The organism is Argonema galeatum A003/A1, assembly GCF_023333595.1.
GTDB lineage: Bacteria > Cyanobacteriota > Cyanobacteriia > Cyanobacteriales > Aerosakkonemataceae > Argonema > Argonema galeatum.
In genome coordinates, this window is sequence record NZ_JAIQZM010000036.1 from 1 (window position 1) to 22,405 (window position 22,405).

A 22,405-nucleotide genomic window follows, 5' to 3' on the forward strand; every position below is an offset into this window, starting at 1 on the left:
GACTAATGACTAATGACTAATGACTAATGACTAATGACTAATGACTAATGACTAATGACTAATGACTAATGACTAATTTTAAAGGCAATATTTTAGCGATTGACGATACTCCAGCGAACTTGCGCCTGTTAGTCGGCATATTGACCGAACAGGGGTACAAAATTCGAGCCGTACCCAATGGAAAATTGGCACTGACGGGTATTCGCCAATCGCTTCCCGATTTGATTTTGCTGGATATAATGATGCCGGAGATGGATGGCTACGAAGTCTGCAATCAGCTAAAATCAGATGAACTAACTCGCGAAATTCCAGTGATTTTTATCAGCGCTATCAATGATGTGCTAGATAAGGTGAAAGCTTTTGCAGTTGGCGGAGTGGACTACATCACCAAACCTTTTCAGGTAGAAGAGGTTTTGGCTCGCGTAGAAACGCACTTGGCTTTACGTTCCCTGCAAAAGAGTCTCGTCCAAAAAAATGATGACTTAGCCAAAACTAATGAGGAATTAGCAAAAACTTTGCAAGAATTGAAAGCCACTCAACAAGAACTGATTCTAGCGGAAAAAATGGCCGCATTGGGACAACTGATTGCAGGGATTGCCCACGAAGTCAATACTCCTTTGGGGGCAATTCGTTCCTCGGCTGGAAATATCTCCAAGTTCTTGAGTCAAACTCTAGAACAATTACCCGCACTCTTTCAATCTCTTTCTCCAGACGAAGGACAGGATTTTTTGGCTTTATTACAGCGATCGCTCCAACAAGAAATCATCTTATCTACCAAAGAAGAGCGTCAATTAAGGAAAGCCTTAAGACGCCAACTGGAAGAATTAGAGATTGATAACGCCGAGTCGATTGCCGATCGCCTGGTAATTATGGGAATTTATGATGAAATCAACACCTTTTTAGCCCTGTTTAAAAGACATGACAGTTTTGAAATCATAGAAATTGCTTATAAACTTTCCGAATTAAAAAGAAGCACAAAAACCATCGAAACAGCCACAGAACGAGCCTCAAAAGTTGTGTTTGCCCTCAAAACTTATGCCCATTATAACCATGATGGTAAAATGATTGCAGTCAAGATAACGGAGGGGATTGAAACTATTTTAACCCTCTATCACAATCAACTAAAACAGGGGGTAGAGGTAATTAGAAACTATGCTGAATTAGCACCCATATTATGTTATCCAGACGAACTTAATCAGGTTTGGACAAATCTGATCCACAATGCCTTACAAGCGATGGATTATCGAGGTATTTTAAGGATTGATTTAACTCGAATTGACCAGATGGTTAAAATTAGCATTACCGATAGCGGAAAGGGAATACCAGAAAAGATTATATCCAGAATATTTGAGCCATTTTTCACTACAAAAAATGCCGGAGAGGGCAGCGGATTGGGGCTGGATATTGTCAAAAAGATTGTGAAAAAGCATTCTGGTAAAATCGAGGTACAAAGCAAACCAGGGCAGACTACATTCAGTGTTTTTATTCCAATTAAGCTTAGTTAGGAAAAATTTAAATGTCTAAACCAGTAATTTTGTGCGTTGACGATGAGAGAGTGATACTACATAGTTTGAAGACGCAACTAAGAGCAGCATTTGGGGATGCCTATAGTTATGAAATGGCTGAAGATCCCGATGAGGCTTTAGAGGTGATTAACGAACTCGCTCAGGAGGGAGTCAAGATTACTTTAATTGTCTCGGATTGGTTAATGCCAGGGATGAAGGGGGATGAGTTTCTTATTCGCGTTCATCAGCAATTTCCCAACATTATTAAAGTGATGCTGACGGGTCAAGCCGATGAATCAGCAATTAATCGAGCGAAAGCGGAGGCGAATCTCCATACCTGCTTATTTAAACCTTGGTCTGAAGCAGAATTAGTGGAGATTATTAAATCGAGTTTAAGTGAACTATTGTGAAAGCTATCTTCTAAAATGGTGGAGGTAGGCAGCTATGCGTCTTCACTAAGTTTCCCAACGAGTTAAGCAGTTCTAGAACTCATGGCCTTTTCTTCCATCATTAGGGCATTAGGGCGATCGGCCCTCACTACAGAACTCCTCACTAAGCTAAATCGCACGCAATGCGTGCGACTCAATGGCATTCCCCGCATTCCCAAAGGGTTGGTGTCGTCTGCCTTAGCGCAAACCGAGGGGCGGAATTTGTTTGTGGTAACGGCAACTTTGGAAGAAGCCGGACGCTGGGCCGCCCAGCTAGAGGCGATGGGTTGGCAGACGGTGCATTTTTACCCTACCTCAGAAGCATCGCCCTACGAACCGTTCGACCCGGAATCAGAAATGACTTGGGGACAGATGCAGGTGTTGGCAGATTTAGTTAGTTCTGAGTTCTCAGTTTTGAGTTCTGAGTTAAATTCAGAATCTACAACTCAAAACTCTGTAAGGGCGGGTTTATTAGACTTATCTGTGGGAAGCCTTACATCACAGAAAAACCCGCCCCTACAAACTCAAAACTCCTCTGTGGCGATCGTAGCGACAGAACGCGCCCTGCAACCGCACCTGCCGCCAGTAAATGCTTTCAAAGCTTATTGCTTGACTCTGGAGGGCGGTCAAACTTGGAATTTAAACGAATTTAGCCAAAAGTTAGCTAAGTTGGGCTACGAACGGGTTCCATTGGTGGAAATGGAGGGCCAATGGAGTCGGCGCGGCGATATTATTGATGTGTTTCCGGTTTCGGCTGAGTTGCCGGTGCGGTTGGAATGGTTTGGCGATGAACTGGAGAAGATGCGGGAGTTTGCGCCAGACTCCCAACGATCGCTCGATCGCATCGATCGGCTGGTTTTGACGCCCACGGATTTTGGCCCGATCGTGATGGCATCGCTGACAGCAGAAAAAAGCGATCGCATTAAAAACTACCTATCCCCAGAAGAACAAGAGAAATTCGACGCTGGCAATCCGCCGGAGGGCATTCGCCGCTTCTTGGGTATCGCCTTTGACAAACCCGCCTCCTTACTTGATTACTTACCGCCAAATACCTTAGTTGCGATCGATGAACCAGAACAATGTCGCGCCCATAGTAGCGTCTGGATCGGACACGCAGAAGAACAATGTCGCCAATTGCAAATTCAATCTCAAATCTCAAATCTCAAAACTGAAATTCCCCTCCCCCCCATTCATCGTTCTTTTGACGATTCATTAGCTGGGACAGAAAGTTTTAACTGCGTTTATTTATCGGAATTGGCAGAAGAAAATAACGGCCTTAATCTCGCCAGTCGCCCAGTTCCGACAACGCCCCATCAGTTTGCCAAAATTGCCCAAATTCTGCGGGGCGAACTAGCCAAAAACTACTCCATCTGGATTGTATCCGCTCAACCTTCCCGTTCCGTTTCCCTACTGCAAGAACACGATTGCCCAGCCCAGTTTATCCCCAATCCCCGCGACTACCCAGCCATTGACAAGCTACAAATCCAACATACGCCGATCGCATTGAAATATTCGGGATTGGCAGAACTAGAAGGCTTTATTCTGCCCACTTTCCGGCTGGTGGTAGTAACCGATCGCGAATTCTACGGACAGCATAGCCTCGCCACCTCCAGTTATGTCCGCAAACGTCGCCGCGCCGCCTCGAAACAAGTTGACCCCAACAAACTCCAACCAGGCGATCATGTAATTCACAGAAACCACGGCCTCGGTAAGTTTATTAAGTTGGAAAAGCTGACAATTAATAATGAAACCCGCGAATATTTGGTAGTGCAATATGCGGATGGTTTGCTGCGGGTGGCGGCAGATCAGTTGAACGCATTGTCGCGCTTTCGCACTACGGGCGATAAGGCTCCAGAACTTAATAAAATGTCTGGCAAAGCCTGGGAAAATACTAAAAATAAAGTCCGCAAATCGATCAAGAAATTGGCAGTCGATTTGCTGAAATTATATGCAAAACGCGCACAAGAACAAGGTTTCACTTATCCGTCAGATAGCCCCTGGCAGGAGGAATTGGAAGATTCTTTCCCTTACCAACCAACTCCCGATCAATTGAAGGCAACGCAAGATATCAAGCGGGATATGGAATCGTCCAGACCGATGGATCGATTGGTATGTGGGGATGTAGGTTTTGGCAAAACAGAAGTAGCGATTCGAGCGATATTTAAAGCCGTTACTGCTGGGAAACAGGTAGCTGTGCTTGCGCCGACAACGGTTTTGACGCAACAACATTATCACACACTCAAAGAACGCTTTTCTCCTTATCCAGTTAATGTGGGATTGCTGAATCGTTTCCGCAGTGAAGAAGAAAGGCGCGACATTTTACGGCGATTGGCAACTGGTGAATTGGATGTGGTGGTGGGAACGCAGCAGTTATTAGGAAAAGGAGTTAATTTCCGCGATTTAGGGTTGCTGGTGATAGATGAGGAACAGCGTTTTGGGGTAAATCAGAAGGAGAAAATTAAAACGCTGAAAACCCAGGTGGATGTGTTGACGCTGACAGCTACTCCTATTCCTCGCACTCTTTATATGTCGCTGTCAGGGATAAGGGAAATGAGTTTGATTACGACGCCACCACCGTCGCGGCGTCCGATTAAAACTCATCTTTCTCCCTACGATCCAGAGGCGGTACGTACTGCTATTCGTCAGGAACTCGATCGCGGCGGACAGGTGTTTTATGTGCTGCCAAGAATTGAGGGTATTGAGGAAACTGGTGCTAAACTACGGGAGATGGTGCCGGGAGCAAGGTTGGCGATCGCACACGGTCAACTGGACGAATCTGAGTTAGAAACTACAATGCTGTCTTTCAGCAATGGTGAGGCGGATATCCTCCTCTGCACTACTATTATTGAGTCTGGCTTAGATATTCCGCGAGTCAATACAATTTTGATTGAAGATGCCCAGAAATTCGGTCTCGGTCAACTATATCAGCTGCGCGGTAGGGTTGGTCGGGCGGGGATTCAAGCTCACGCATGGCTATTTTATCCCAAACAAAGTCAGCTAACTGATACGGCGCGACAGCGTTTGCGGGCAATTCAGGAGTTTACCCAGTTGGGATCTGGGTATCAGCTGGCGACGCGGGATATGGAGATTCGCGGTGTGGGCAATTTGTTGGGTGCGGAACAGTCGGGTCAAATGGATGCGATCGGTTTTGACCTCTACACGGAAATGCTGCAAGAGGCAATTCAAGAAATTCGCGGCCAAGAAATTCCTAAAGTTGACGATACGCAGATCGACCTCAGTCTGACCGCTTTTATCCCAGCTGATTATATTACGGATTTGGATCAAAAGATGAGTGCTTATCGGTCTGTGGCGGTGTCTAGTTCTAAGCAGGAGTTGAATCAGATTGCGGCAGATTGGATCGATCGCTATGGCCCGATCCCCAAACCCGCTCAACAGTTATTAAAAGTGATGGAACTGAAGCATTTGGCGAAAAAACTCGGTTTCTCCCGCATTAAACCAGAAGGCAAACAGCACGTGCTCCTGGAAACGCCAATGGAGGAACCAGCTTGGAACTTACTTGCGGCTAATTTGCCAGATCATCTTCAGTCTCGTTTTGTCTACTCTCGCAGCAAGGTGACCATTCGGGGATTGGGCGTTATGAGTGCCGATCAACAGTTGGATAATTTAATTAATTATCTGGGTAAAATGCAAGGCGCATTGCCAGAACCTGCACTGGTCTAAATCATTAACTAATCGTTATTGGGTGATGGGTAATGCCATCAGGACTTAGGCAAAACCTGTCGTCTATCTGGAGGTTGACTCAATACTGTTGGGATCGCTCATAACCAGGGCTTCATCAAAACATTAAATCTTTTTATTCATTCCTTTACCTAATCAGTCTTTAGCCTTTGTATAGTGAAAATATGGATAAGTAAAGTTGTTAGACACTTAGGAAAGCCAAAAGCTAAACTTATGACTAAGATATTGACAAACGATCGGGATGCTACTCTACTTGGTCAAGCCGCCAATTCCACGCCTCAACTCGATATACTGCACCCGGTGCGTCAATGGCTTGACCAAATTCAGATTCGTAATGCCAAATTTGCTAAGTTACTCTACAAGGCTATTCCGGCTCAGTGTCCGTTTGAGCGCGATATCAAGCTGTTTGGTCGCAAAATAGCTCATATTCCACCTTTGTGCAAGCTTAACCCGATTTACGACCAATTAGTTGGCTTGCGTTTTCGCGCTCTTTGTTATTTAGTTGATGAGTGTGGTATCGATATTATGTCTTACTCTTGAGCAAAGTAGAGAAGGCGCGGACTACCCTCTCCCCCTTCTACAATTTCAACAATGCGGCATGATTACTACTGGCGGCAGTTTTATCTTTCTCAAATTAATCAAAGGAGAAAGACCACAGTACGGTTTGTCCAAAACCTTTGCCACTCTTAATCCCGGCAATGAATTGTACAATGTTATGCGAATTCTTAAACGCCTTTGTCAATTGGTCATTAACAATTAATAAACAATTCAAAAAGTCTACCTCCCAATAACTTTCCGTAATTCCTCATCGAAGAAAGTTTGAGCATTTCTATCCAAGCAAACGAAAATTACTGTCCCAATAGAAGTGTTACTTGCAAGGAAACGACTAACCTCCTTGAAAGCAATTTGAGCCGCAAGCTGGATCGGGAAACCCATAGCGCCTATGCCCATAGCTGGAAAAGCGATCGCATTTATAGAGTTCTGCACTGCTAATTCCAAGCAGCTGCGGTAACACTGAGCCAACAGCAATTCCTCTCCACTAGAGCCACCCTCCCAGACTGGGCAAACTGTGTGAATAACCCATTGTGCTGGCAAGTTATAGCCACGGGTAATTTTAGCTTCACCGATACCGCAGCCATTCAGACGGCTACATTCTTCTAAAAGTTCTGGCCCAGCCGCACTGTGAATGGCACTAGATATAGCACCATTACTGGAAAGATCGCTAGAAGCAGAGTTAACGATCGCATCCACCCGTTTTTGGGCGATGTCACCGCCTGATAGTTTTAATCTATAGTAAAGGGCATAATGACCACTACTATACTGGCGGTTTTGGCTCTGATAAGAAGACATTTTGCGATAGGTTGACATCTCCCGCGACTGGAGTTGAGAATCTAAGTCAGATAAAGCTTCAGCCTCTGGTGCCATCATAGGTAAGTGGGGGTTGCTCAAAATCTTCTGTTGGGTCTGTTGCAGCAGTAGGCTTGCTTGGTCATATTCTCCGCGATCCACCAGTCGTACAGCTTCTTTCTTGGCTCGCGCTGCCATCTGCAAGGCTACTTGTTGCTGTACTTCTAAGTTGAGAGGAAATTCCTCTAGTTGAGCAGAACTCACTACTGGCAGTTGCAACCCCATCCGAATTTTTTGCCGTTCCTGTTGTTGGGGGTTATTCCAAGCCAATCGGAAATAACATAAGTCTTGAGCCTTTGCCATTGCAGGGACTTTCAGGCGAACTAAAACTTCAATTGGATTGCCTATCACCAAATTTGGCAACTGGAACCGACCATTGTCGTTTATATCCAAATTGTTAAGCACTTCCACAAATTCAACATTTGCTCGCGGTTCAATTCCCAGTGTGACTGTACTGCCAATGGTAGCCATTAAGCCTTGCAGCTCCCTTTCAAAAATTGTTGGCAGCTGTTCCGGCGATCGAATGTAATAGTAGTTGCCGTCACCGCTACGCGCCATTGCTTCTAGCAAATCTTCGTTGTAATCATCGCCGACTCCCATTGTGGTGGTGCTGACACCCCGTTCCGCCAAACCATGTACGTCAGAGGCGATGACATCTGGATTTGTCTCGCCGACATTTGCCTGTCCATCAGATAGCAGAATCACCCGGTTTAAGTGTTCCCTATTGAGATGTTGGCTAACTTGGATGCCTCCTTGTACCCAACCGGCATGAAGTGCGGTGCTGTTTCTGTCCCGAATTTCTTGGATTTTGCGGATAATGTCAGCTTTATTAATTGCCAGAGTGGTGGGTGCTAAGGTTTCTACCCGATCGTCGTAAATGGTGACGCTGACGCGATCGCTTGGTAGGAGTTGCTGTACGGCGTAGCAAGCTGCCTGACGTGCATATTCAATTTTTTGTCCTGCCATCGAACCGGATCGATCGATTACTAAGCCGATATTTAGTGTCGATCGTTTGATGTCTTCTTCAGGATTGGGTGGGATAATTCTCACCAAAACATCTAATGTCGTGGGAGAATCTGAACTAACTGCTGCTCTTAAAGGGATGAGTTCGATTTGAGGCGTTTTCATTTTGATGATTGATTTAGGTTAAATATAGCGAAAATTTTTTGACTGATTAATTGCACTAAGTTTTGCCGAGCTTGCAGATTATTTGGGTAGATAAAGTCCTGGCGTATATGAATTTCCAAACCGGGCATAATTTCTATGCGCGTCCAGTTTTTCGTTGGTGCGGGAGCAACCGTCGGCGGTGGCGGCGGTGGTGGGGGTGGCGGCGATGGGACAGAACCAGATTGACGTTGTTGAATTTGTTGCAGAAAGGCTAAGGCTGGATTTACGGTTGCGATCGTCATTGCCGATATTTCGTAGGCGCTAAACTAAGTTAGGCAATTTATCCGGGTTTCCACGCGCATAGACATAAAATTTAATAATTTATAGCCATAGTAATTTATGTTAGGAAAGTATAGGGCTATCAAAGCAAGGAAGCGACTGTGTTTACACTCAGCACTAAAGGCGAAGCACTTTGCTATACAGATCGGTTTTCCCCTTTCCCTTTCCCCTCAAAGCGTACAATCCTGGGGGCTTGATGACAGCTAACTTAACAGCCACCCAGCCTCCAGGATTGTGAAAAGAAATGTATTCTTGTCTAACTAATCAGAATTGAAGGGGAAACGGCTCTAATTTACTCCGCTGTTGCCAGTTCGGTACTACCGCGAGTGCGTTTGCGGGTTAGGGTGTTGAATAGCATTTGACCGATCGCTTTGATCAGATTTCCTTCCAGTTCCTTGAACAAATTCATGTTCATACCAAAGGCGGCGTTGGCTTCGTCTACAATGCTAGAGGCTGTAGCTTCATCGATCGGCAGGTCGTTCAAAGCTTGGCGATAAGTCGCCTTAAAAGCTTTTTCGTCAGTAATATCTTTGAATTCGTAGAAAGCGGTGCCTTCTCCTTCTGCGAGGTTCATGGCCCGTACTGCAATCCCTTTGAGGATTTGACCGCCGGATAAGTCGCCAAGGTAGCGGGTGTAAGATTGGGCAATCAACAGTTCTGGTTCTTTCTCAGATACTTCTTTAATGCGTTGCACGTAGGCTTGACCTGCTGGCGAGGGGGCTACTTGTTCGCGCCAGTTGGGGCCATAGTAGAAGGAAAGGTCTTGCTCCAGGCTCTTTTTGCGGTTCAGTTCTTTGAAATAAATTTTGGAGAGGATGGGGTGTTCGCGGTGGTTTTCCATCTCTTCTTCTATGGCTGTGTAGACGAAGTAGAGGTTGGTTACTAGCTTCCGGTAGGAGGTCTTTTCCACCACGCCTTTTAAAAAGCACTTGACAAAACCGACGTTTTCTGCCATTGAGTGAGCTTTTTTGGTGCCTTCACGCAATTTGGTCGCTAAATTAGTACTCATGCTAAATTTCTGTCCCTTAAATCTACTGAGGAGCGCGTTAAGTTTGCCAACGGTTAAAACCCGCCTAAAATGTAACAGTAGACTGATTTGATGAGAATTTTTATTAAGATTTTTTACAAAACTCCCAAAGCTCAGCACTTTGAGATCGAGTAACATAGCGTAAAAAAAAATAAATGCGACTAAGTTTACTAAACTTAGTCACATTTTCTGAAATTTGCCACTATTGGCCAAAGCTACATTTTAGATATCCAGATCGGTGAGATTGAGTTTGGGGCCATAAGTTTCGATGAATTCGCGGCGGGGTGCAACGCGATCGCCCATTAGAATGGTAAATATGCGATCGGCTTCAGCGGTGTCTTCAATGTCCACTTGTTTGAGGGTGCGGGTTTCTGGGTTCATCGTCGTATTCCAGAGTTGTGTTGGCATCATTTCACCCAAACCTTTGAAGCGCTGGATGGTGTATTTTGCGTTGGCGGGGAACTGGCGGATTAACTCTTGCAATTCGCGATCGCTGTAGCAATAATCGTGATTTTTTCCTCGCTCTACTTTATAAAGTGGCGGACAAGCAATGTAGATGTGACCTTGCTCGATTAGCGCCCGTTGATAGCGATAGAAAAAGGTTAGTAACAGCGTGCGGATGTGCGCCCCATCTACATCAGCATCAGTCATTAAACAGATGCGGTGGTAGCGGAGTTGAGAAACGTCGAATTCCTCGCCTTTGACGCCTAAACCCAAAGCTGTAATCAAAGCTTGAATTTCAGTATTTTTGTAGATTTTGGCGTCGTCGGTTTTCTCGATGTTGAGGATTTTCCCGCGTAGAGGCAGGATGGCTTGAAAGCGCCTGTCTCGTCCTTGTTTGGCGCTTCCGCCTGCCGAATCGCCTTCCACGATGTAAATCTCTGATTCTGAGGGATCTCTAGAGCTACAATCTGCTAATTTTCCTGGTAAAGGTGAAGATTCCAAAACCGATTTTCGTCGCACTAAATCGCGGGCGCGACGAGCAGCTTCTGCGGCTTTAAATGCCTGAATTGCTTTTTCTAAAATGGCATCGGCAATAGCGAGGCGAAAATCCAGATACTCCGTCAATGTTTCCCCTACCAAGGAATCAACTATTCCCCGCACTTCCGGGTTACCCAATTTTGTTTTAGTTTGACCTTCAAATTCTGGATCTGGTACTTTGACCGAAATCACAGCGGTCAATCCTTCGCGGATGTTTTCGCCTGCTAGGTTGGCATCGGCTTCTTTGAGTTTATTGCGCTTGCGGGCGATCGCATTCATCGTCCGCGTCAGCACCGCCTTCAGCCCCTCCAGGTGAGTACCGCCATCAACCGTGCGGATGTTATTCGCAAAGCCCAACAGATTATCTGTGTAAGCGTCAATACACCACTGCAACGCTACTTCTATCTGAACGTTGTTACGCTCCCCCTGCACATAGATAATTTCCTCATGCAGAGGTTGTTTATCGCGGTTCATATAAGCGATATATTCGCGAATGCCACCTTTGTACTCGTAGGTTTCTATCCTGGGGGTACTGTCTTTAAGATATTCCAGACGGCGATCGGTAAAGGTAATTCTTACCCCAGCATTCAGATAAGCCAATTCCCGCAGGCGTGCCGCCAGAGTCGTGTAATCAAACTCGACGCCACTGGTGAAGATTTGCGTATCAGGGATAAAAGTAACTGAAGTGCCAGTGAGAGATTCTTTGTTGGGTTGGGCCTCCAGTTCGGTGACGGGGATACCGCGTTCAAAGCGCTGCTTGTGAACCCGCTTGTCCCGCCATACCGTCACTTCTACCCACTCGGACAAGGCGTTAACTACTGAGATACCGACGCCGTGCAATCCACCAGAAACCTTGTAGCCGCCGCCGCCAAACTTACCTCCGGCGTGGAGAACCGTCATCACCGTTTCTAATGCGGATTTGCCGGTGCGAGGATGGATATCTGTGGGGATGCCCCGCCCGTCGTCCGTCACGGTGACGGACGCATCGGCGTTGAGGTCAACTTCGATGTGGGTGCAATAGCCAGCCAGCGCCTCATCGATGGAATTGTCCACCACCTCGTAAACTAAATGATGGAGTCCTTTCGGACCCGTTGAACCGATGTACATACCCGGTCGTTTGCGTACCGGCTCCAGACCTTCCAGAACTTGAATCTGATCGGCGCTGTAACTGCTCGTCATAAAAGGAGTTCTCCGATAAAGGCTTTGAGCCGTGAAATGGCCCGAAAAGGAAAAAACACTCCAAAATTATAACACAAAAGGGTTGGAGGCGACTGTAGGGCAATTTTAAGGGAAGTTTATCGGGTTGATTAACCCATTACAGATTTTGGATTTTATATTTTGGATTTTAGATTGAATACTACAAAACTGATTGCGATTTGTGGAGCTACGGCGACAGGTAAGTCGGGGCTGGCTTTGGAATTGGCGCAACGCCTGGGTTCTGTAATTCTCAGTGCTGATTCCCGTCAGGTGTACCGCCAGTTTGATATTGGCACTGCTAAGCCTTGTGCTGCCGAGCAACAGTTAGTGCCGCACTATTTGATTGATATCTGCGATCCTACGGAGACTTTGACTGTTGCCGACTACCAGCAGCAGGCTCAAACATCGATCGCTTCTCCTCCGCTCCCCCAATCTCTCGCTTCCCCGCTCTTACTGGTAGGTGGTACGGGTTTATACGTTCGATCGATCGTGCGGGGTATGAAAATTCCCAGGGTGGCACCGCAGCAGGAATTGCGATCGCAACTCGAATCCCTCGGTCAAACTTACGGACAAACTCAACTTTACGCCTTCCTGCAACAAGTCGATCCAGCTGCTGCCCAAAAGATTCACCCCAACGACCCAGTGAGGACTTTACGTGCCTTAGAAGTATTTTACGTCACTGGCAAACCGATCTCCGAGCAACAGGGAGAAAATCCACCCGATTATCCGATTTTGCAGATTGGCTTAGATTGTGATTCCTCTCACCTAAAGCGTCGCATAGAACAGCGCACCGAAATGATGATAGCAGATGGTTTGGTAACTGAGGTAGAAATTCTTTGCCAGAAATATGGTTCTGATTTACCTTTATTAGATACGCTAGGATATGCAGAAATGAAACAATATTTGGCTGGGGAAATTTCCCTTGCCGAAGCCAAAGATTTAACTGTTTTGCATACGCGGCAATTTGCCAAGCGACAACGCACTTGGTTTAGGAAATATTCGGAGATTGAATGGTTTGATGTAGAACACCCCGATCTGTTAGAAAAAGTCTGGCGAAGAGTGCAGGCATTTATCGCCGAATGTCAGCAAAAAAGCGACTAAAATATATTTTCAATCATGCCGATTTAGGGAGAGCAACTAGGATCTAACAGGTCGTACAAATCTAGCGTTAGCTCGCACTAAACAGATGCGATCGTCATCGCCAATGCTGACTTTCAGCCAAGGTGAGCCATTTTCATCCTCAAAGGTTCCCGATCCGGCTGGGCCGAGGTTAGCGCTGATTCTGGTGTTTTTGCGAAAACGACGCACTACAGGCCACTGACTTACATTCATTGTGGGGAAAGTAGCACCGGGATCCATCCATTCTCTCGGCATTTGGGAAGACCAACGGCAGTTGAGCCCGTTAGGATCTGGGTCTACTACTACCCACTCTTTGGTCATCACTAGGGGGTAATTCCCGTTGCGATCGGGCCTTGGCAATGGGATTTCTTGCGCTTTTGCTGCTACCGCTACTAGGCAGAGGGCACTTGCAGAAAGCCACAAATATTTTAACTTGAAACTGGCTTTAGGGGGAAACTGAAAATTATTTACGTTCATCAAAATTTTCCTCACTTTGAGGAATAAGTTTTCTATCTTCTAATCTATTCTCTGAAAGGTTAAACGTCGATTTTACTTGACAAGCCGTATCAATATTTTGTAATTTTTAATGTGACCGTGTTGGCAAAGCGATGGTTTAAGGCGCGATCCCCCCGCCACCTGCTCTGACAGATGCGATCGCGCTAAAATCAGTCCTGAGTGAAAACTACATAGGCATTTGTTGGTCTCTATCTCTAAAAATGGGCTAGATTGACAAGACAGGTCAATTAGACCTCTCCTTTCAAAGAATGTAGAGACGTTGCATGCAACGTCTCTACAAGGGTTCTAGGTAACGCACCTTTAATTTCTGGACAGGTCAATTGGTCATACCCCTCCTACTCCGCCCTGTTGGCTTCTTCAGCGAATGATTAGTAGTTGTCAAGATTGGCTTTACTGGAGATAATCTATATATTGGAGAGTTTGTAGGGGTAGTTTAGTTGCGATCGCCCTTGGCCAGCATTTTAATTCCTCAAATTCTATCAGAATTTAATTTAAGTAAATTCCGCCAAGAGAGAATACCGTGAATACCCTATATCAACAAGCCTTAAACTTACACCACCAACAGCAATTCGCTGACGCCGAATCAAAATACAGAGAATATTTAACAGCCAAAAGCGATAATGCGGAAGCTTGGTTAAACTTAGGCATACTTTATTATCAAACCGAAAATTATCCAGCCGCACAAGCAGCTATTGCTAAATGTCTGGAGATTGATGCAGTAAATGCAATGGGGTGTTATGTGATGGGTTGTTGTTTGGAAAGAACGGATAATATTAATGAGGCAATATCAGCTTACCAAGATGCGATCGCCCTCGACTCCACCTTATTGGATGCTTACAATAATTTAGGCAATCTACTAGCACAAATAGGCGAAATTACCCAAGCCAAAACAGTTTACCGTCAGGCAATTTCTGCCAATACCCAACACTTCGGTAGTTATATCAATTTGGGTAATCTCTTAATGGGACAGAACCAGATCGATCGGGCGATCGAAGTATATCAGACAGCCCTAACTTTCAATCCTGGCAATGCAGATATATTGAATAACCTGGAAGTTGCCTTAAATATGCAAAAAAGTTCGGCTTATATCCTGGAGTCAGCTAATAAATTATATCTACAAGGAAGATATGAAATTGCCATAGACAAATATCAGCAGTTTCTAGAAACTCGCACTAGAGACCCACAAGCTTATTTTTACCTCAGTGAATGTTTTAGAAATCTCAATCGAGAAGAAGAAGCTATCCGCACGCTGCAAGAAGGTATCCGCGTTTATCCTACAGCAGGTCAACTGCATTTTGCGCTGATCACCTTATTTCAAACAAGGGGAAGGAAAGAAGAAGCAATTACAAGCGCTGAGTCTGCATCGGGCTTATTGCCTAACGATTATACTTTACAAATTCTCGATAAATTAATGCTGCCTCTTGTCTACGATACTGAAGATGAGATCGGGTTTTATCGTCAGCGATTTGCTAAAGGACTGCAAGATTTAATTGAGCGGACATCTCTGGCAACGTTTGAAGATAAAAAAAATGCTCTGGCTGGTTTAGTTTGCGTCACAACTTTTTATTTAGGACATCAAGGACTGAACGTTTTGGATTTGCAGCATCAGTGGGGTAATTTAATACATCAAATTATGGCGGCTAACTACCCGAATTGGGTTCAGCCGTTATCAATGCCCCCGTTGAAGCTAAATAATAAGATTCGCATTGGGTATGTCTCAAATTATTTACACTCTTATAGCGGCACTTTATGGCTAATTGGGTGGTTGCGTAACTGCGATAAGCAAAATTTTGAGGTTTACTGTTACTACACAGGTAACGACCCAGATTATATGACAAAACAGTTCCAGAATTACAGCGATGTTTTTCATCATATTCCGGGGGATCTAGACGCAGTTTGCCAGCAGATACTAGCCGATCGACTGCACATTCTCGTATTTCCAGAAATTGGGATGGATTCTCAAACAGTTAAAATGGCTGGATTGCGTCTTGCGCCAGTTCAATGCACTGCCTGGGGACATCCTGTCACCTCTGGTATACCAACGATCGACTACTTTTTATCCAGCGAGTTAATGGAACCAGAGAATGCAGAAGAATATTACTCTGAAAAGCTGATTCGTTTACCTAATATTGGCGTTGCTTACCCGAAACCAGAAGATATTCCGGTGTTGACAAAGAATCGCGCAGATTTTGGATTGCCGGATGATGCCGTTCTATATTTATGTTGTCAAGCTCCTTTCAAATATTTGCCACAACATGATTATATTTTTGCTGAGATTGCAAGGCGCGTATCTCAAGCTCAGTTTATTTTTCTGCGTGGTGAGTTATTGAAAAAACGGCTAGAGCGTGCTTTTGGGGCAGTTGGTTTGAATAGCGAAGATTACTGTGTGTTTCTCAGCATTCCGACTCGACCGGATTATTTGATGATTAATTTACTTTCAAATGTATTTCTGGATACTTTAAGTTGGTCGGGTGGGAATACGGCCCTAGAGGCGATCGCTTGCAATTTACCCATTGTTACCTGTCCGGGCTTCTTTATGCGAGGTCGTCACGCTGATAGCTTCTTAAAAATGTTAGGAGTCTCTGACACAATCGCTGACAACGAAGCCGAATATATTGATATTGCTGTTAACCTGGGTTTAGATCCGGTCTGGCGACGCGATATTTCCGAACGAATCAAAGCGCGTCACGACCATCTTTATAATGACAAAGTTTGTGTGAAAGCACTTGAATATTTTTATCAACAGGTGGTTCGGGGGTAGAGTCGGGAATGCCAACCTAATCAGGACTTTCTGGAACAAGTCGATCGAGTTGCTGCTTAATTTAGTTGATGTGTATATAGCGCTTTATCGATGCTAGTATCCAAACTCCACAAAGGCCAGATCAATATCCACGCCTGGGTTTATATAATTCAGACAGGAGAAGTTTTTGTTTACAGCCAGGAGCGATGCAGTATCCAAGCGGAACATGAGGCTAGTCAAATTTACGAAATGCCGAAACAGAAAGCTGAACCATCGCCCGATCTGAACGGCAAGGGAACAGCTTCATTACAAAGTTGAACGTTTTAGCATATATCCTGTTTTGCAATTCTTGTGCATTATCCGAATTGCCGATGAAGGGAAAAGCTTGAGCCGACATAGTAGGCAAGCTGAGCAGCGAGATTAGACCAGCCAGTAGTACCGTAAAAAGTGTCCGACCCACTAGCTTAAAGACTTTATTGATTTCACCCATGAGAAAATTTCCTTCTCTGTTAGTAACACTCTGAATGTTAGGAAATGACCAATTCAGCTAGCGTCTTCCTCTAGGCGTGTTTCAAGGAAGGATTTCGATTTTACTGGAAGCAGAAAAATCGCCTAATAGAGAGTTGTTTTTTACAAATGTGTAGTTATGTGTCAAAATCCATGTAACAATCTGTACCAGCACTGCTACACGGCACGAACCTGATGCTTGGACAAACACTGCGTGAGCGCTACCAAATCATTCGTCTGCTGGGAAGCGGGGGTTTCGGTGCTACCTTCGTGGCTGAAGATCGAGACCTCCCTGGTAAACCCCAGTGCGTCGTTAAACAACTTAAGTCGAAAGATATAGACCCTCCGCTTTTGCAGACGGCGAGACGGTTGTTCGACACAGAAGCACAAGTTCTGTATCGCTTGGGGAAGCACGATCGCATCCCCCAGCTGCTGGCACACTTTGAGCAAAACCAAGAATTCTATTTGGTTCAGGAATTTATTGATGGAGAAGATCTCAGCCAAGAACTCACCCCAGGCAAACAACTGAGCGAAGCTGAGATTATTGTTTTTTTACAAGACATTTTGGAAATATTGGCGTTTGTCCACCAGCAAAATGTTATCCACCGCGATATTAAACCCTCAAATTTAATCAGACGGCGATCGGATGGCCAATTCGTTTTAATTGACTTTGGAGCAGTCAAAGAAATCAGTACTTTAATAACTAACGCACAGGGAGAAACGACTGGCACTATTCTCATTGGTTCGAGCGGCTATATGCCAAACGAACAACTGGGAGGAAAGCCGCGTTTTAACAGCGATATTTATGCTTTGGGTATGACAGCAATTCAAGCATTAACTGGTGTATCTCCAGACGAATTGAAGGAAGATCCAGAAACAGGGGAAATCAGGTGGCGCGAATACGGACAGGTTAGCAAGCAGTTGGCTGCAATTTTAGACAAAATGGTGCGATCGCACTTCAGAGAGCGCTACCAATCAGCAACAGAAGTACTCAACGATCTGCGAAAATTCCAAATTACTATTGCTGGTTATACTCAACGCTTTTTACTTCCAGGATCGCATGAGCGATCGCTTGTAAAGTATGCCCAACTTTTGCTGGTACTGGTAACAGCCGTCGTTACTTTCGGTATCTCAAAGTTATTTCAATCTACACCAACGGATAGTCAAACCTCTATAGCATCAGTTACCCCGACGCCTTCACCCCAAATACCTGAAGCCGTTGAATTGCTAAATCAAGGCAAAACTTTGATAGAATTGCACCGCTACGAAGAAGCACTGGGTATTTTGGAAAAAGCCATTCAAATCGACCAAAACTACTCAGAAGCCTGGGTGGAACGCGGCAAAGCGTTGTCAAAATTACAGAAGTATGAAGAAGCACTGCGAGCCTATGATGAAGCGCTCAAAATTAAGTCAGATTATTCGCAAGCTTGGTATTGTCGGGGCGTCGTTCTAGAAAAATTGAAACGCTACGAAGAAGCGCTGATATCCCTGGATAAAGCTGTGGAAATTCAGCCAAACTATCCAGAAGCTTGGCACGATCGGGGGGTAGTGTTAGATAAATTGCAACGCTACCAAGAAGCTTTAAATTCCCTAGATAAAGCTGTCGAAATTAAGCCTGATTATTCGGAAGCGTGGTATAATAAAGGAATTGCACTAAATAAATTGCAAAGCTACAAAGAGGCACTTTCATCTTTGGAAAAAGCTGTAGAACTTCAGCCAGCTTATGCGGAAGCTTGGGTAGAACGCGGCTCGACGTTGGGGGAATTGCAAAAATATAAAGATGCGATCGCATCTTTTGACAAAGCTTTGGCGATCGAGCCTAATTCTGCGTCAGCTTGGGCCAGTAGAGGTTACGTACTGGGAAAATTAAGACGGTACGAAGAAGCGATCGCCTGTTTGGAAAAAGCCGTTCAAATAAAGCCAGATTACCCAGAAGCTTGGTATCAGCGAGGTATAGTTTTAGATAAATTGAAAAAGTACGATTTGGCGATCGCTTCCTACGATAAAGCCGCTCAAATTAAGCCAGATTACTCCGAAGCTTGGTATCAGCGAGGTATAATTTTAGAGAAAATGCAAAAGAACGACGATGCGATCGCAGCTTACAACAAAGCTATTGAAATCTGGCCAGCAAATCAAGAAGCCATAGAAAATAGAAAGCGGCTGCTTACTAAATTGGGACGCTAAGCTGAAGTGCTACTAGCTCCCATTTTGACGTAATGTTTGCAACAATATCCTTTAGAGCGATCGTAGGAGGAAATAATATCAGAGTTACGCAGCTTGTAAATTCACCATTTCATCAAAGCTTAAATATCCACCACTACTTCAGTAAACCACCCATGATTACCCAAGAAAAACAACAAATAAATTGGCAACCAATCATCAAACAATTTGAAGATGTCGTTGGTAAAAACGGAGTAGTTCAGCGCCGCGAAGAATTGCTGACCTATGAATGTGATGGACTGACCAGCTACCGACAGCGACCGGCGCTGGTAGTGCTGCCGCGAACGACGGAACAAGTGGCAGAAGCGGTCAAAATATGCGATCGCAATCAAATCCCCTGGGTCGCACGCGGTGCCGGAACAGGACTTTCCGGTGGCGCATTACCAGTAGAAAATTGCGTCCTCATCGTCACCGCATTAATGAAAAAAATACTGGAAATAGACTTAGAAAATCAGCGAGTCGTAGTGCAACCAGGGGTAATTAATAACTGGGTAACTCAAGCCGTCAGCGGCGCTGGTTTTTATTACGCACCCGACCCCTCCAGCCAAATTGTTTGCTCAATTGGCGGTAACGTTGCCGAAAATTCCGGCGGCGTCCATTGCCTCAAATATGGAGTCACCACAAACCACGTACTAGGATTAAAACTCGTCCTTCCCGACGGCTCAATTGTTGATGTCGGTAGCTCAGTTCCAGAAATGCCAGGTTATGACCTCACAGGTTTATTTGTCGGTTCCGAAGGAACCCTTGGTATCGCCACAGAAATCACCCTCAGAATTCTCAAAACCGCAGAATCAATTTGCGTTCTTTTGGCAGACTTTACCAACATAGAAGCTGCTGGTGCATCCGTCTCAGATATTATCGGTTCCGGCATTATTCCAGCAGGCATGGAAATAATGGATAACCTCAGCATTAACGCTGTGGAAGATGTCGTGGCAACAGGTTGTTACCCCCGCGATGCTGCTGCTATCTTGCTAGTAGAAGTAGACGGTTTAGAAGTAGAAGTCGCCGCGAATAAAAAACGTATTGCGGAAATTTGCACCAAAAACGGCGCACGCAGTATCACAACAGCTAACGATCTAGAAACGCGCTTAAAATTATGGAAAGGACGTAAAGCAGCATTCGCAGCCGCTGGTCACATGAGCCCCGACTATTACGTACAAGATGGCGTAATTCCGCGCACGCAGTTGTCTTTTGTCCTGCAAGAAATTGAGGCACTCAGTAAGAAATATGGCTATCTCATTGCCAATGTATTTCACGCTGGCGATGGCAATTTGCACCCCCTAATTCTTTACGATAATTCTGTGCCTGGGGCGCTGGAGAAAGTGGAAGAATTGGGAGGAGACATTCTCAAACTCTGCGTAAAAGTCGGCGGCAGTCTTTCGGGAGAACACGGTATTGGTGCAGATAAAAAGTGCTATATGCCAGAAATGTTTACCGAAACGGATTTAGAAACAATGCAATGGGTGCGTCAAGTTTTTAATCCCAAAGGTTTGGCTAATCCTGGGAAAATTTTCCCCACGCCTCGCACTTGTGGGGAAGCTGCTAATGCTCAAAGTGCAAAGCAGTTTGAGTCGGTGGAACGTTTTTAATTTAGAGGGAGGCTGAGCCTTCCAAAAATAGCGAGGCTGAGCCTCTAGAATGGCGTGACCAGGCTGAGCCTGGTCACGAGCAAAACGAGTAATATTGTAATATTTGCCCGGATTATGCCAATTTTACTGATAACCGTCTCATTTGTGGCGACAGTCGCTGCTTTTTGGCAGATGGGGAGAACCACAAATGATTGCTTCAGAAGCGCTTTCCTAAAGGCATCGATTCTGCATGGGATTATTATTGCTGTTTTAACCGAAGAATTAAGCTTAAGTAAATCACTTACATTTGAGTTTATTATCTTGGGGTGGAGCTTATTCGCCTTATTAAATTGCGGAATTTTGCTGATTTGGGTATATCAAAAGCAAAGGCGAATAAGGAGCGATCAAATTACCCAAGAAATTTGGAGCAATTTTTCCAGGCAAGATGTTTCTAGCAAAATGGCTATAACGGCAGTCATCTTGGTTTTGAGCATCTGTTTAATAACTGCTTTAATTGCAGCGCCTAATAATTATGACTCGATGACATATCATATGCCTAGAGTCATGCACTGGATTCAAAACCGCAGTGTGGCGCATTATCCAACTAACAATTTGCGTCAGATAGCTTTTCCACCAGGTGCTGCTTACATTGTTACACATTTGCAAATTCTTTCGGGTGGCGATCGCTTTGCAAATCTTGTCCAATGGTTCGCTTTTTTAGGCAGTGTGCTGGGAACTTCCCTGATTGCCAAAACTTTTGGAGGTAGTCAAAGCCAAACTATGACTGCGCTGGTATGTGCCAGTATTCCAATGGCAATTATGCAGTCTACTACTCCACAAACAGATTTAGCCGTTTCTTTCTGGTTAGTTTGCTTCGTATACTTTATATTCAGAACTGCTAACTACTCAAAATTCGACTTCTTTTGGTTGTCAGCTTCTTTAGGTTTGGCTATCCTAACTAAGCCGACAGCGATCATTTTTGGGGCATCTTTACTCATGATTCTTGGCTTTCGCCTTCTTGGTAGATTTTCGGGATTTCGCCATTATCTAAAAACTTTTATTGTCACAGCTACTATAACAGTGATGAGCATAACTTTGTCTATACCAAGTTATTGGCGTAACTATCAAACATTTAATGATTTTTTAGGTGACGATTTTGGTACAAGAAATGAAACTCATGGGATGGTTCAGCTAATATCTAACATTTTGAGAAATTTGGCAATGAACCTACCAATAGCAGGGTTTTGGGAATTTGTAGAAATAATTCATGAAAATTTTCTTAAAATAGATGTTAATGAACCGGCAATTACTTTTAATGGCCTAATATTTGCGCCTATTTATACTTGGCTAATGTTAACACCAAATGAAGACTTTGTGGGAAATCCAGTACATTTGATATTAGGATTAATAGCCACAGGAGTTTTAGCAATTTATACAATTTCAAGAAAAGAGCGCGATTTGGCTAAAGTTTTGAGTTTGGCTAGTGCAATTATCGTTGGATTTTTGCTATTTTGTTTACTTCTAAAATGGCAAATATGGGCAAATCGTTTATTGCTACCTGTTTTTATTTTAGGGGCTCCTGTTACGGGTTATTTTATGAGTAGTTATCTATCTAAAGCAATGCAACGGACATTAGTATGTCTGCTAGCAGTTATGGCTATTTTCTACAGCCTCACCTCGGTATATCATCCCTTAATTCCACTTCCAACGAGTTGGACTAACGTTAACCAGTCTGAATCTATACTTGTATCAGAGCGGAAAAATCTTTATTTTAGAGGTAACGTTAAACAGATGGAGGAGTATACGAAATTTGCTAGACAGGCGAATCAAAATAAGTGTAGCTCGGTTGGTCTATCTTTGGGAAAAGATGGTCTGGAGTACCCGCTATGGGTTATAATGGAATCGGAAAGCTTACAACCATTTAAAATTAAACATATAAACGTAAAAAATCAGTCCCAAGACTTGCCGCCCGAATTTCTTGATGCGGAATTATGTGCAACATTTAAAAACCGCTAAGTTAATGCCTTTAAAATTTAATGGCGAAC

Annotated in this window: 15 protein-coding genes; 10 read left to right on the forward strand and 5 right to left on the reverse strand. The window is 44.5% G+C overall.

The window, feature by feature from the left end:
* Nucleotides 1–68: 68 nt before the first annotated feature.
* The 4 genes from LAY41_RS26045 to LAY41_RS26060 all read left to right on the forward strand — a co-directional run bounded on the left by LAY41_RS26045 (nucleotide 69) and on the right by LAY41_RS26060 (nucleotide 6,172).
* Nucleotides 69–1,505 carry a hybrid sensor histidine kinase/response regulator gene (locus LAY41_RS26045; protein WP_249104513.1) on the forward strand — a complete coding sequence of 479 codons (1,437 nt, stop codon included), beginning with the start codon at nucleotides 69–71 and terminating at the stop codon, nucleotides 1,503–1,505.
* An 11-nt stretch (nucleotides 1,506–1,516) separates the two neighbouring features.
* Complete coding sequence (locus tag LAY41_RS26050; RefSeq protein WP_249104515.1) at nucleotides 1,517–1,915, forward strand: response regulator; 399 nt, start codon at nucleotides 1,517–1,519, stop codon at nucleotides 1,913–1,915.
* 81 nt (nucleotides 1,916–1,996) lie between these two features.
* Nucleotides 1,997–5,614, forward strand: a complete 3,618-nt coding sequence (mfd, locus tag LAY41_RS26055; protein WP_249104517.1) for a transcription-repair coupling factor — start codon at nucleotides 1,997–1,999, stop codon at nucleotides 5,612–5,614.
* A gap of 231 nt (nucleotides 5,615–5,845) precedes the next feature.
* A complete protein-coding gene (locus LAY41_RS26060) occupies nucleotides 5,846–6,172 on the forward strand; it encodes a Mo-dependent nitrogenase C-terminal domain-containing protein (protein WP_249104519.1) in 327 nt (108 codons plus the stop codon).
* A 237-nt stretch (nucleotides 6,173–6,409) separates the two neighbouring features.
* On the opposite strand, the gene LAY41_RS26065 is transcribed toward LAY41_RS26060, so the two are convergent.
* The 4 genes from LAY41_RS26065 to gyrB form a co-directional block, all read right to left on the reverse strand.
* Complete coding sequence (locus tag LAY41_RS26065) at nucleotides 6,410–8,167, reverse strand: macro domain-containing protein (RefSeq protein ID WP_249104521.1); 1,758 nt, start codon at nucleotides 8,165–8,167, stop codon at nucleotides 6,410–6,412.
* On the reverse strand, nucleotides 8,164–8,448 hold the full coding sequence (locus LAY41_RS26070) for a hypothetical protein (RefSeq protein WP_249104523.1): 285 nt from the start codon (nucleotides 8,446–8,448) through the stop codon (nucleotides 8,164–8,166). Before LAY41_RS26070 ends, LAY41_RS26065 begins: the two co-directional genes overlap by 4 nt.
* A 329-nt stretch (nucleotides 8,449–8,777) precedes the next feature.
* Nucleotides 8,778–9,494 carry a biliverdin-producing heme oxygenase gene (locus LAY41_RS26075; RefSeq protein ID WP_249104525.1) on the reverse strand — a complete coding sequence of 239 codons (717 nt, stop codon included), beginning with the start codon at nucleotides 9,492–9,494 and terminating at the stop codon, nucleotides 8,778–8,780.
* Nucleotides 9,495–9,734: 240 nt separating this feature from the next.
* Complete coding sequence (gene gyrB / locus LAY41_RS26080) at nucleotides 9,735–11,672, reverse strand: DNA topoisomerase (ATP-hydrolyzing) subunit B (RefSeq protein WP_249104527.1); 1,938 nt, start codon at nucleotides 11,670–11,672, stop codon at nucleotides 9,735–9,737.
* A gap of 171 nt (nucleotides 11,673–11,843) precedes the next feature.
* On the opposite strand from gyrB, the gene miaA reads away from it, so the two are divergent.
* Nucleotides 11,844–12,791, forward strand: coding sequence for a tRNA (adenosine(37)-N6)-dimethylallyltransferase MiaA (gene miaA, locus LAY41_RS26085; protein ID WP_249104529.1), 948 nt, complete (start codon nucleotides 11,844–11,846; stop codon nucleotides 12,789–12,791).
* Nucleotides 12,792–12,827: 36 nt separating this feature from the next.
* Here miaA and LAY41_RS26090 read toward each other — a convergent pair whose 3' ends face one another.
* Entirely contained in the window at nucleotides 12,828–13,286 is a 459-nt protein-coding gene (locus LAY41_RS26090; protein WP_249104531.1) for a hypothetical protein, read from the reverse strand.
* Between the two features lie 559 nt (nucleotides 13,287–13,845).
* On the opposite strand from LAY41_RS26090, the gene LAY41_RS32655 reads away from it, so the two are divergent.
* The 5 genes from LAY41_RS32655 to LAY41_RS26115 all read left to right on the forward strand — a co-directional run bounded on the left by LAY41_RS32655 (nucleotide 13,846) and on the right by LAY41_RS26115 (nucleotide 22,376).
* On the forward strand, nucleotides 13,846–16,086 hold the full coding sequence (locus tag LAY41_RS32655; protein WP_249104533.1) for a tetratricopeptide repeat protein: 2,241 nt from the start codon (nucleotides 13,846–13,848) through the stop codon (nucleotides 16,084–16,086).
* A 90-nt stretch (nucleotides 16,087–16,176) separates the two neighbouring features.
* Nucleotides 16,177–16,383 carry a hypothetical protein gene (locus tag LAY41_RS26100; protein WP_249104535.1) on the forward strand — a complete coding sequence of 69 codons (207 nt, stop codon included), beginning with the start codon at nucleotides 16,177–16,179 and terminating at the stop codon, nucleotides 16,381–16,383.
* 384 nt (nucleotides 16,384–16,767) lie between these two features.
* Nucleotides 16,768–18,756, forward strand: coding sequence for a serine/threonine-protein kinase (locus LAY41_RS26105; RefSeq protein ID WP_249104537.1), 1,989 nt, complete (start codon nucleotides 16,768–16,770; stop codon nucleotides 18,754–18,756).
* A gap of 152 nt (nucleotides 18,757–18,908) precedes the next feature.
* Complete coding sequence (gene glcD, locus LAY41_RS26110; protein ID WP_249104600.1) at nucleotides 18,909–20,381, forward strand: glycolate oxidase subunit GlcD; 1,473 nt, start codon at nucleotides 18,909–18,911, stop codon at nucleotides 20,379–20,381.
* A 114-nt stretch (nucleotides 20,382–20,495) separates the two neighbouring features.
* Nucleotides 20,496–22,376, forward strand: coding sequence for an ArnT family glycosyltransferase (locus LAY41_RS26115; protein WP_249104538.1), 1,881 nt, complete (start codon nucleotides 20,496–20,498; stop codon nucleotides 22,374–22,376).
* The last annotated feature ends 29 nt before the right edge of the window (nucleotides 22,377–22,405 follow it).

What these genes read in the sequence shown, in the direction of transcription:
- LAY41_RS26070 (WP_249104523.1), bottom strand. Translation starts at nt 8,448, where the DNA reads ATGACGATCGCAACCGTAAATCCAGCCTTAGCCTTTCTGCAACAAATT.
- LAY41_RS26100 (WP_249104535.1), top strand. Translation starts at nt 16,177, where the DNA reads ATGCTAGTATCCAAACTCCACAAAGGCCAGATCAATATCCACGCCTGG.
- LAY41_RS26045 (WP_249104513.1), top strand. Translation starts at nt 69, where the DNA reads ATGACTAATTTTAAAGGCAATATTTTAGCGATTGACGATACTCCAGCG.
- LAY41_RS26060 (WP_249104519.1), top strand. Translation starts at nt 5,846, where the DNA reads ATGACTAAGATATTGACAAACGATCGGGATGCTACTCTACTTGGTCAA.
- LAY41_RS26050 (WP_249104515.1), top strand. Translation starts at nt 1,517, where the DNA reads ATGTCTAAACCAGTAATTTTGTGCGTTGACGATGAGAGAGTGATACTA.
- LAY41_RS26065 (WP_249104521.1), bottom strand. Translation starts at nt 8,167, where the DNA reads ATGAAAACGCCTCAAATCGAACTCATCCCTTTAAGAGCAGCAGTTAGT.
- LAY41_RS26115 (WP_249104538.1), top strand. Translation starts at nt 20,496, where the DNA reads ATGCCAATTTTACTGATAACCGTCTCATTTGTGGCGACAGTCGCTGCT.
- LAY41_RS26105 (WP_249104537.1), top strand. Translation starts at nt 16,768, where the DNA reads ATGCTTGGACAAACACTGCGTGAGCGCTACCAAATCATTCGTCTGCTG.
- glcD (WP_249104600.1), top strand. Translation starts at nt 18,909, where the DNA reads ATGATTACCCAAGAAAAACAACAAATAAATTGGCAACCAATCATCAAA.
- LAY41_RS26090 (WP_249104531.1), bottom strand. Translation starts at nt 13,286, where the DNA reads ATGAACGTAAATAATTTTCAGTTTCCCCCTAAAGCCAGTTTCAAGTTA.
- LAY41_RS26075 (WP_249104525.1), bottom strand. Translation starts at nt 9,494, where the DNA reads ATGAGTACTAATTTAGCGACCAAATTGCGTGAAGGCACCAAAAAAGCT.
- gyrB (WP_249104527.1), bottom strand. Translation starts at nt 11,672, where the DNA reads ATGACGAGCAGTTACAGCGCCGATCAGATTCAAGTTCTGGAAGGTCTG.
- mfd (WP_249104517.1), top strand. Translation starts at nt 1,997, where the DNA reads ATGGCCTTTTCTTCCATCATTAGGGCATTAGGGCGATCGGCCCTCACT.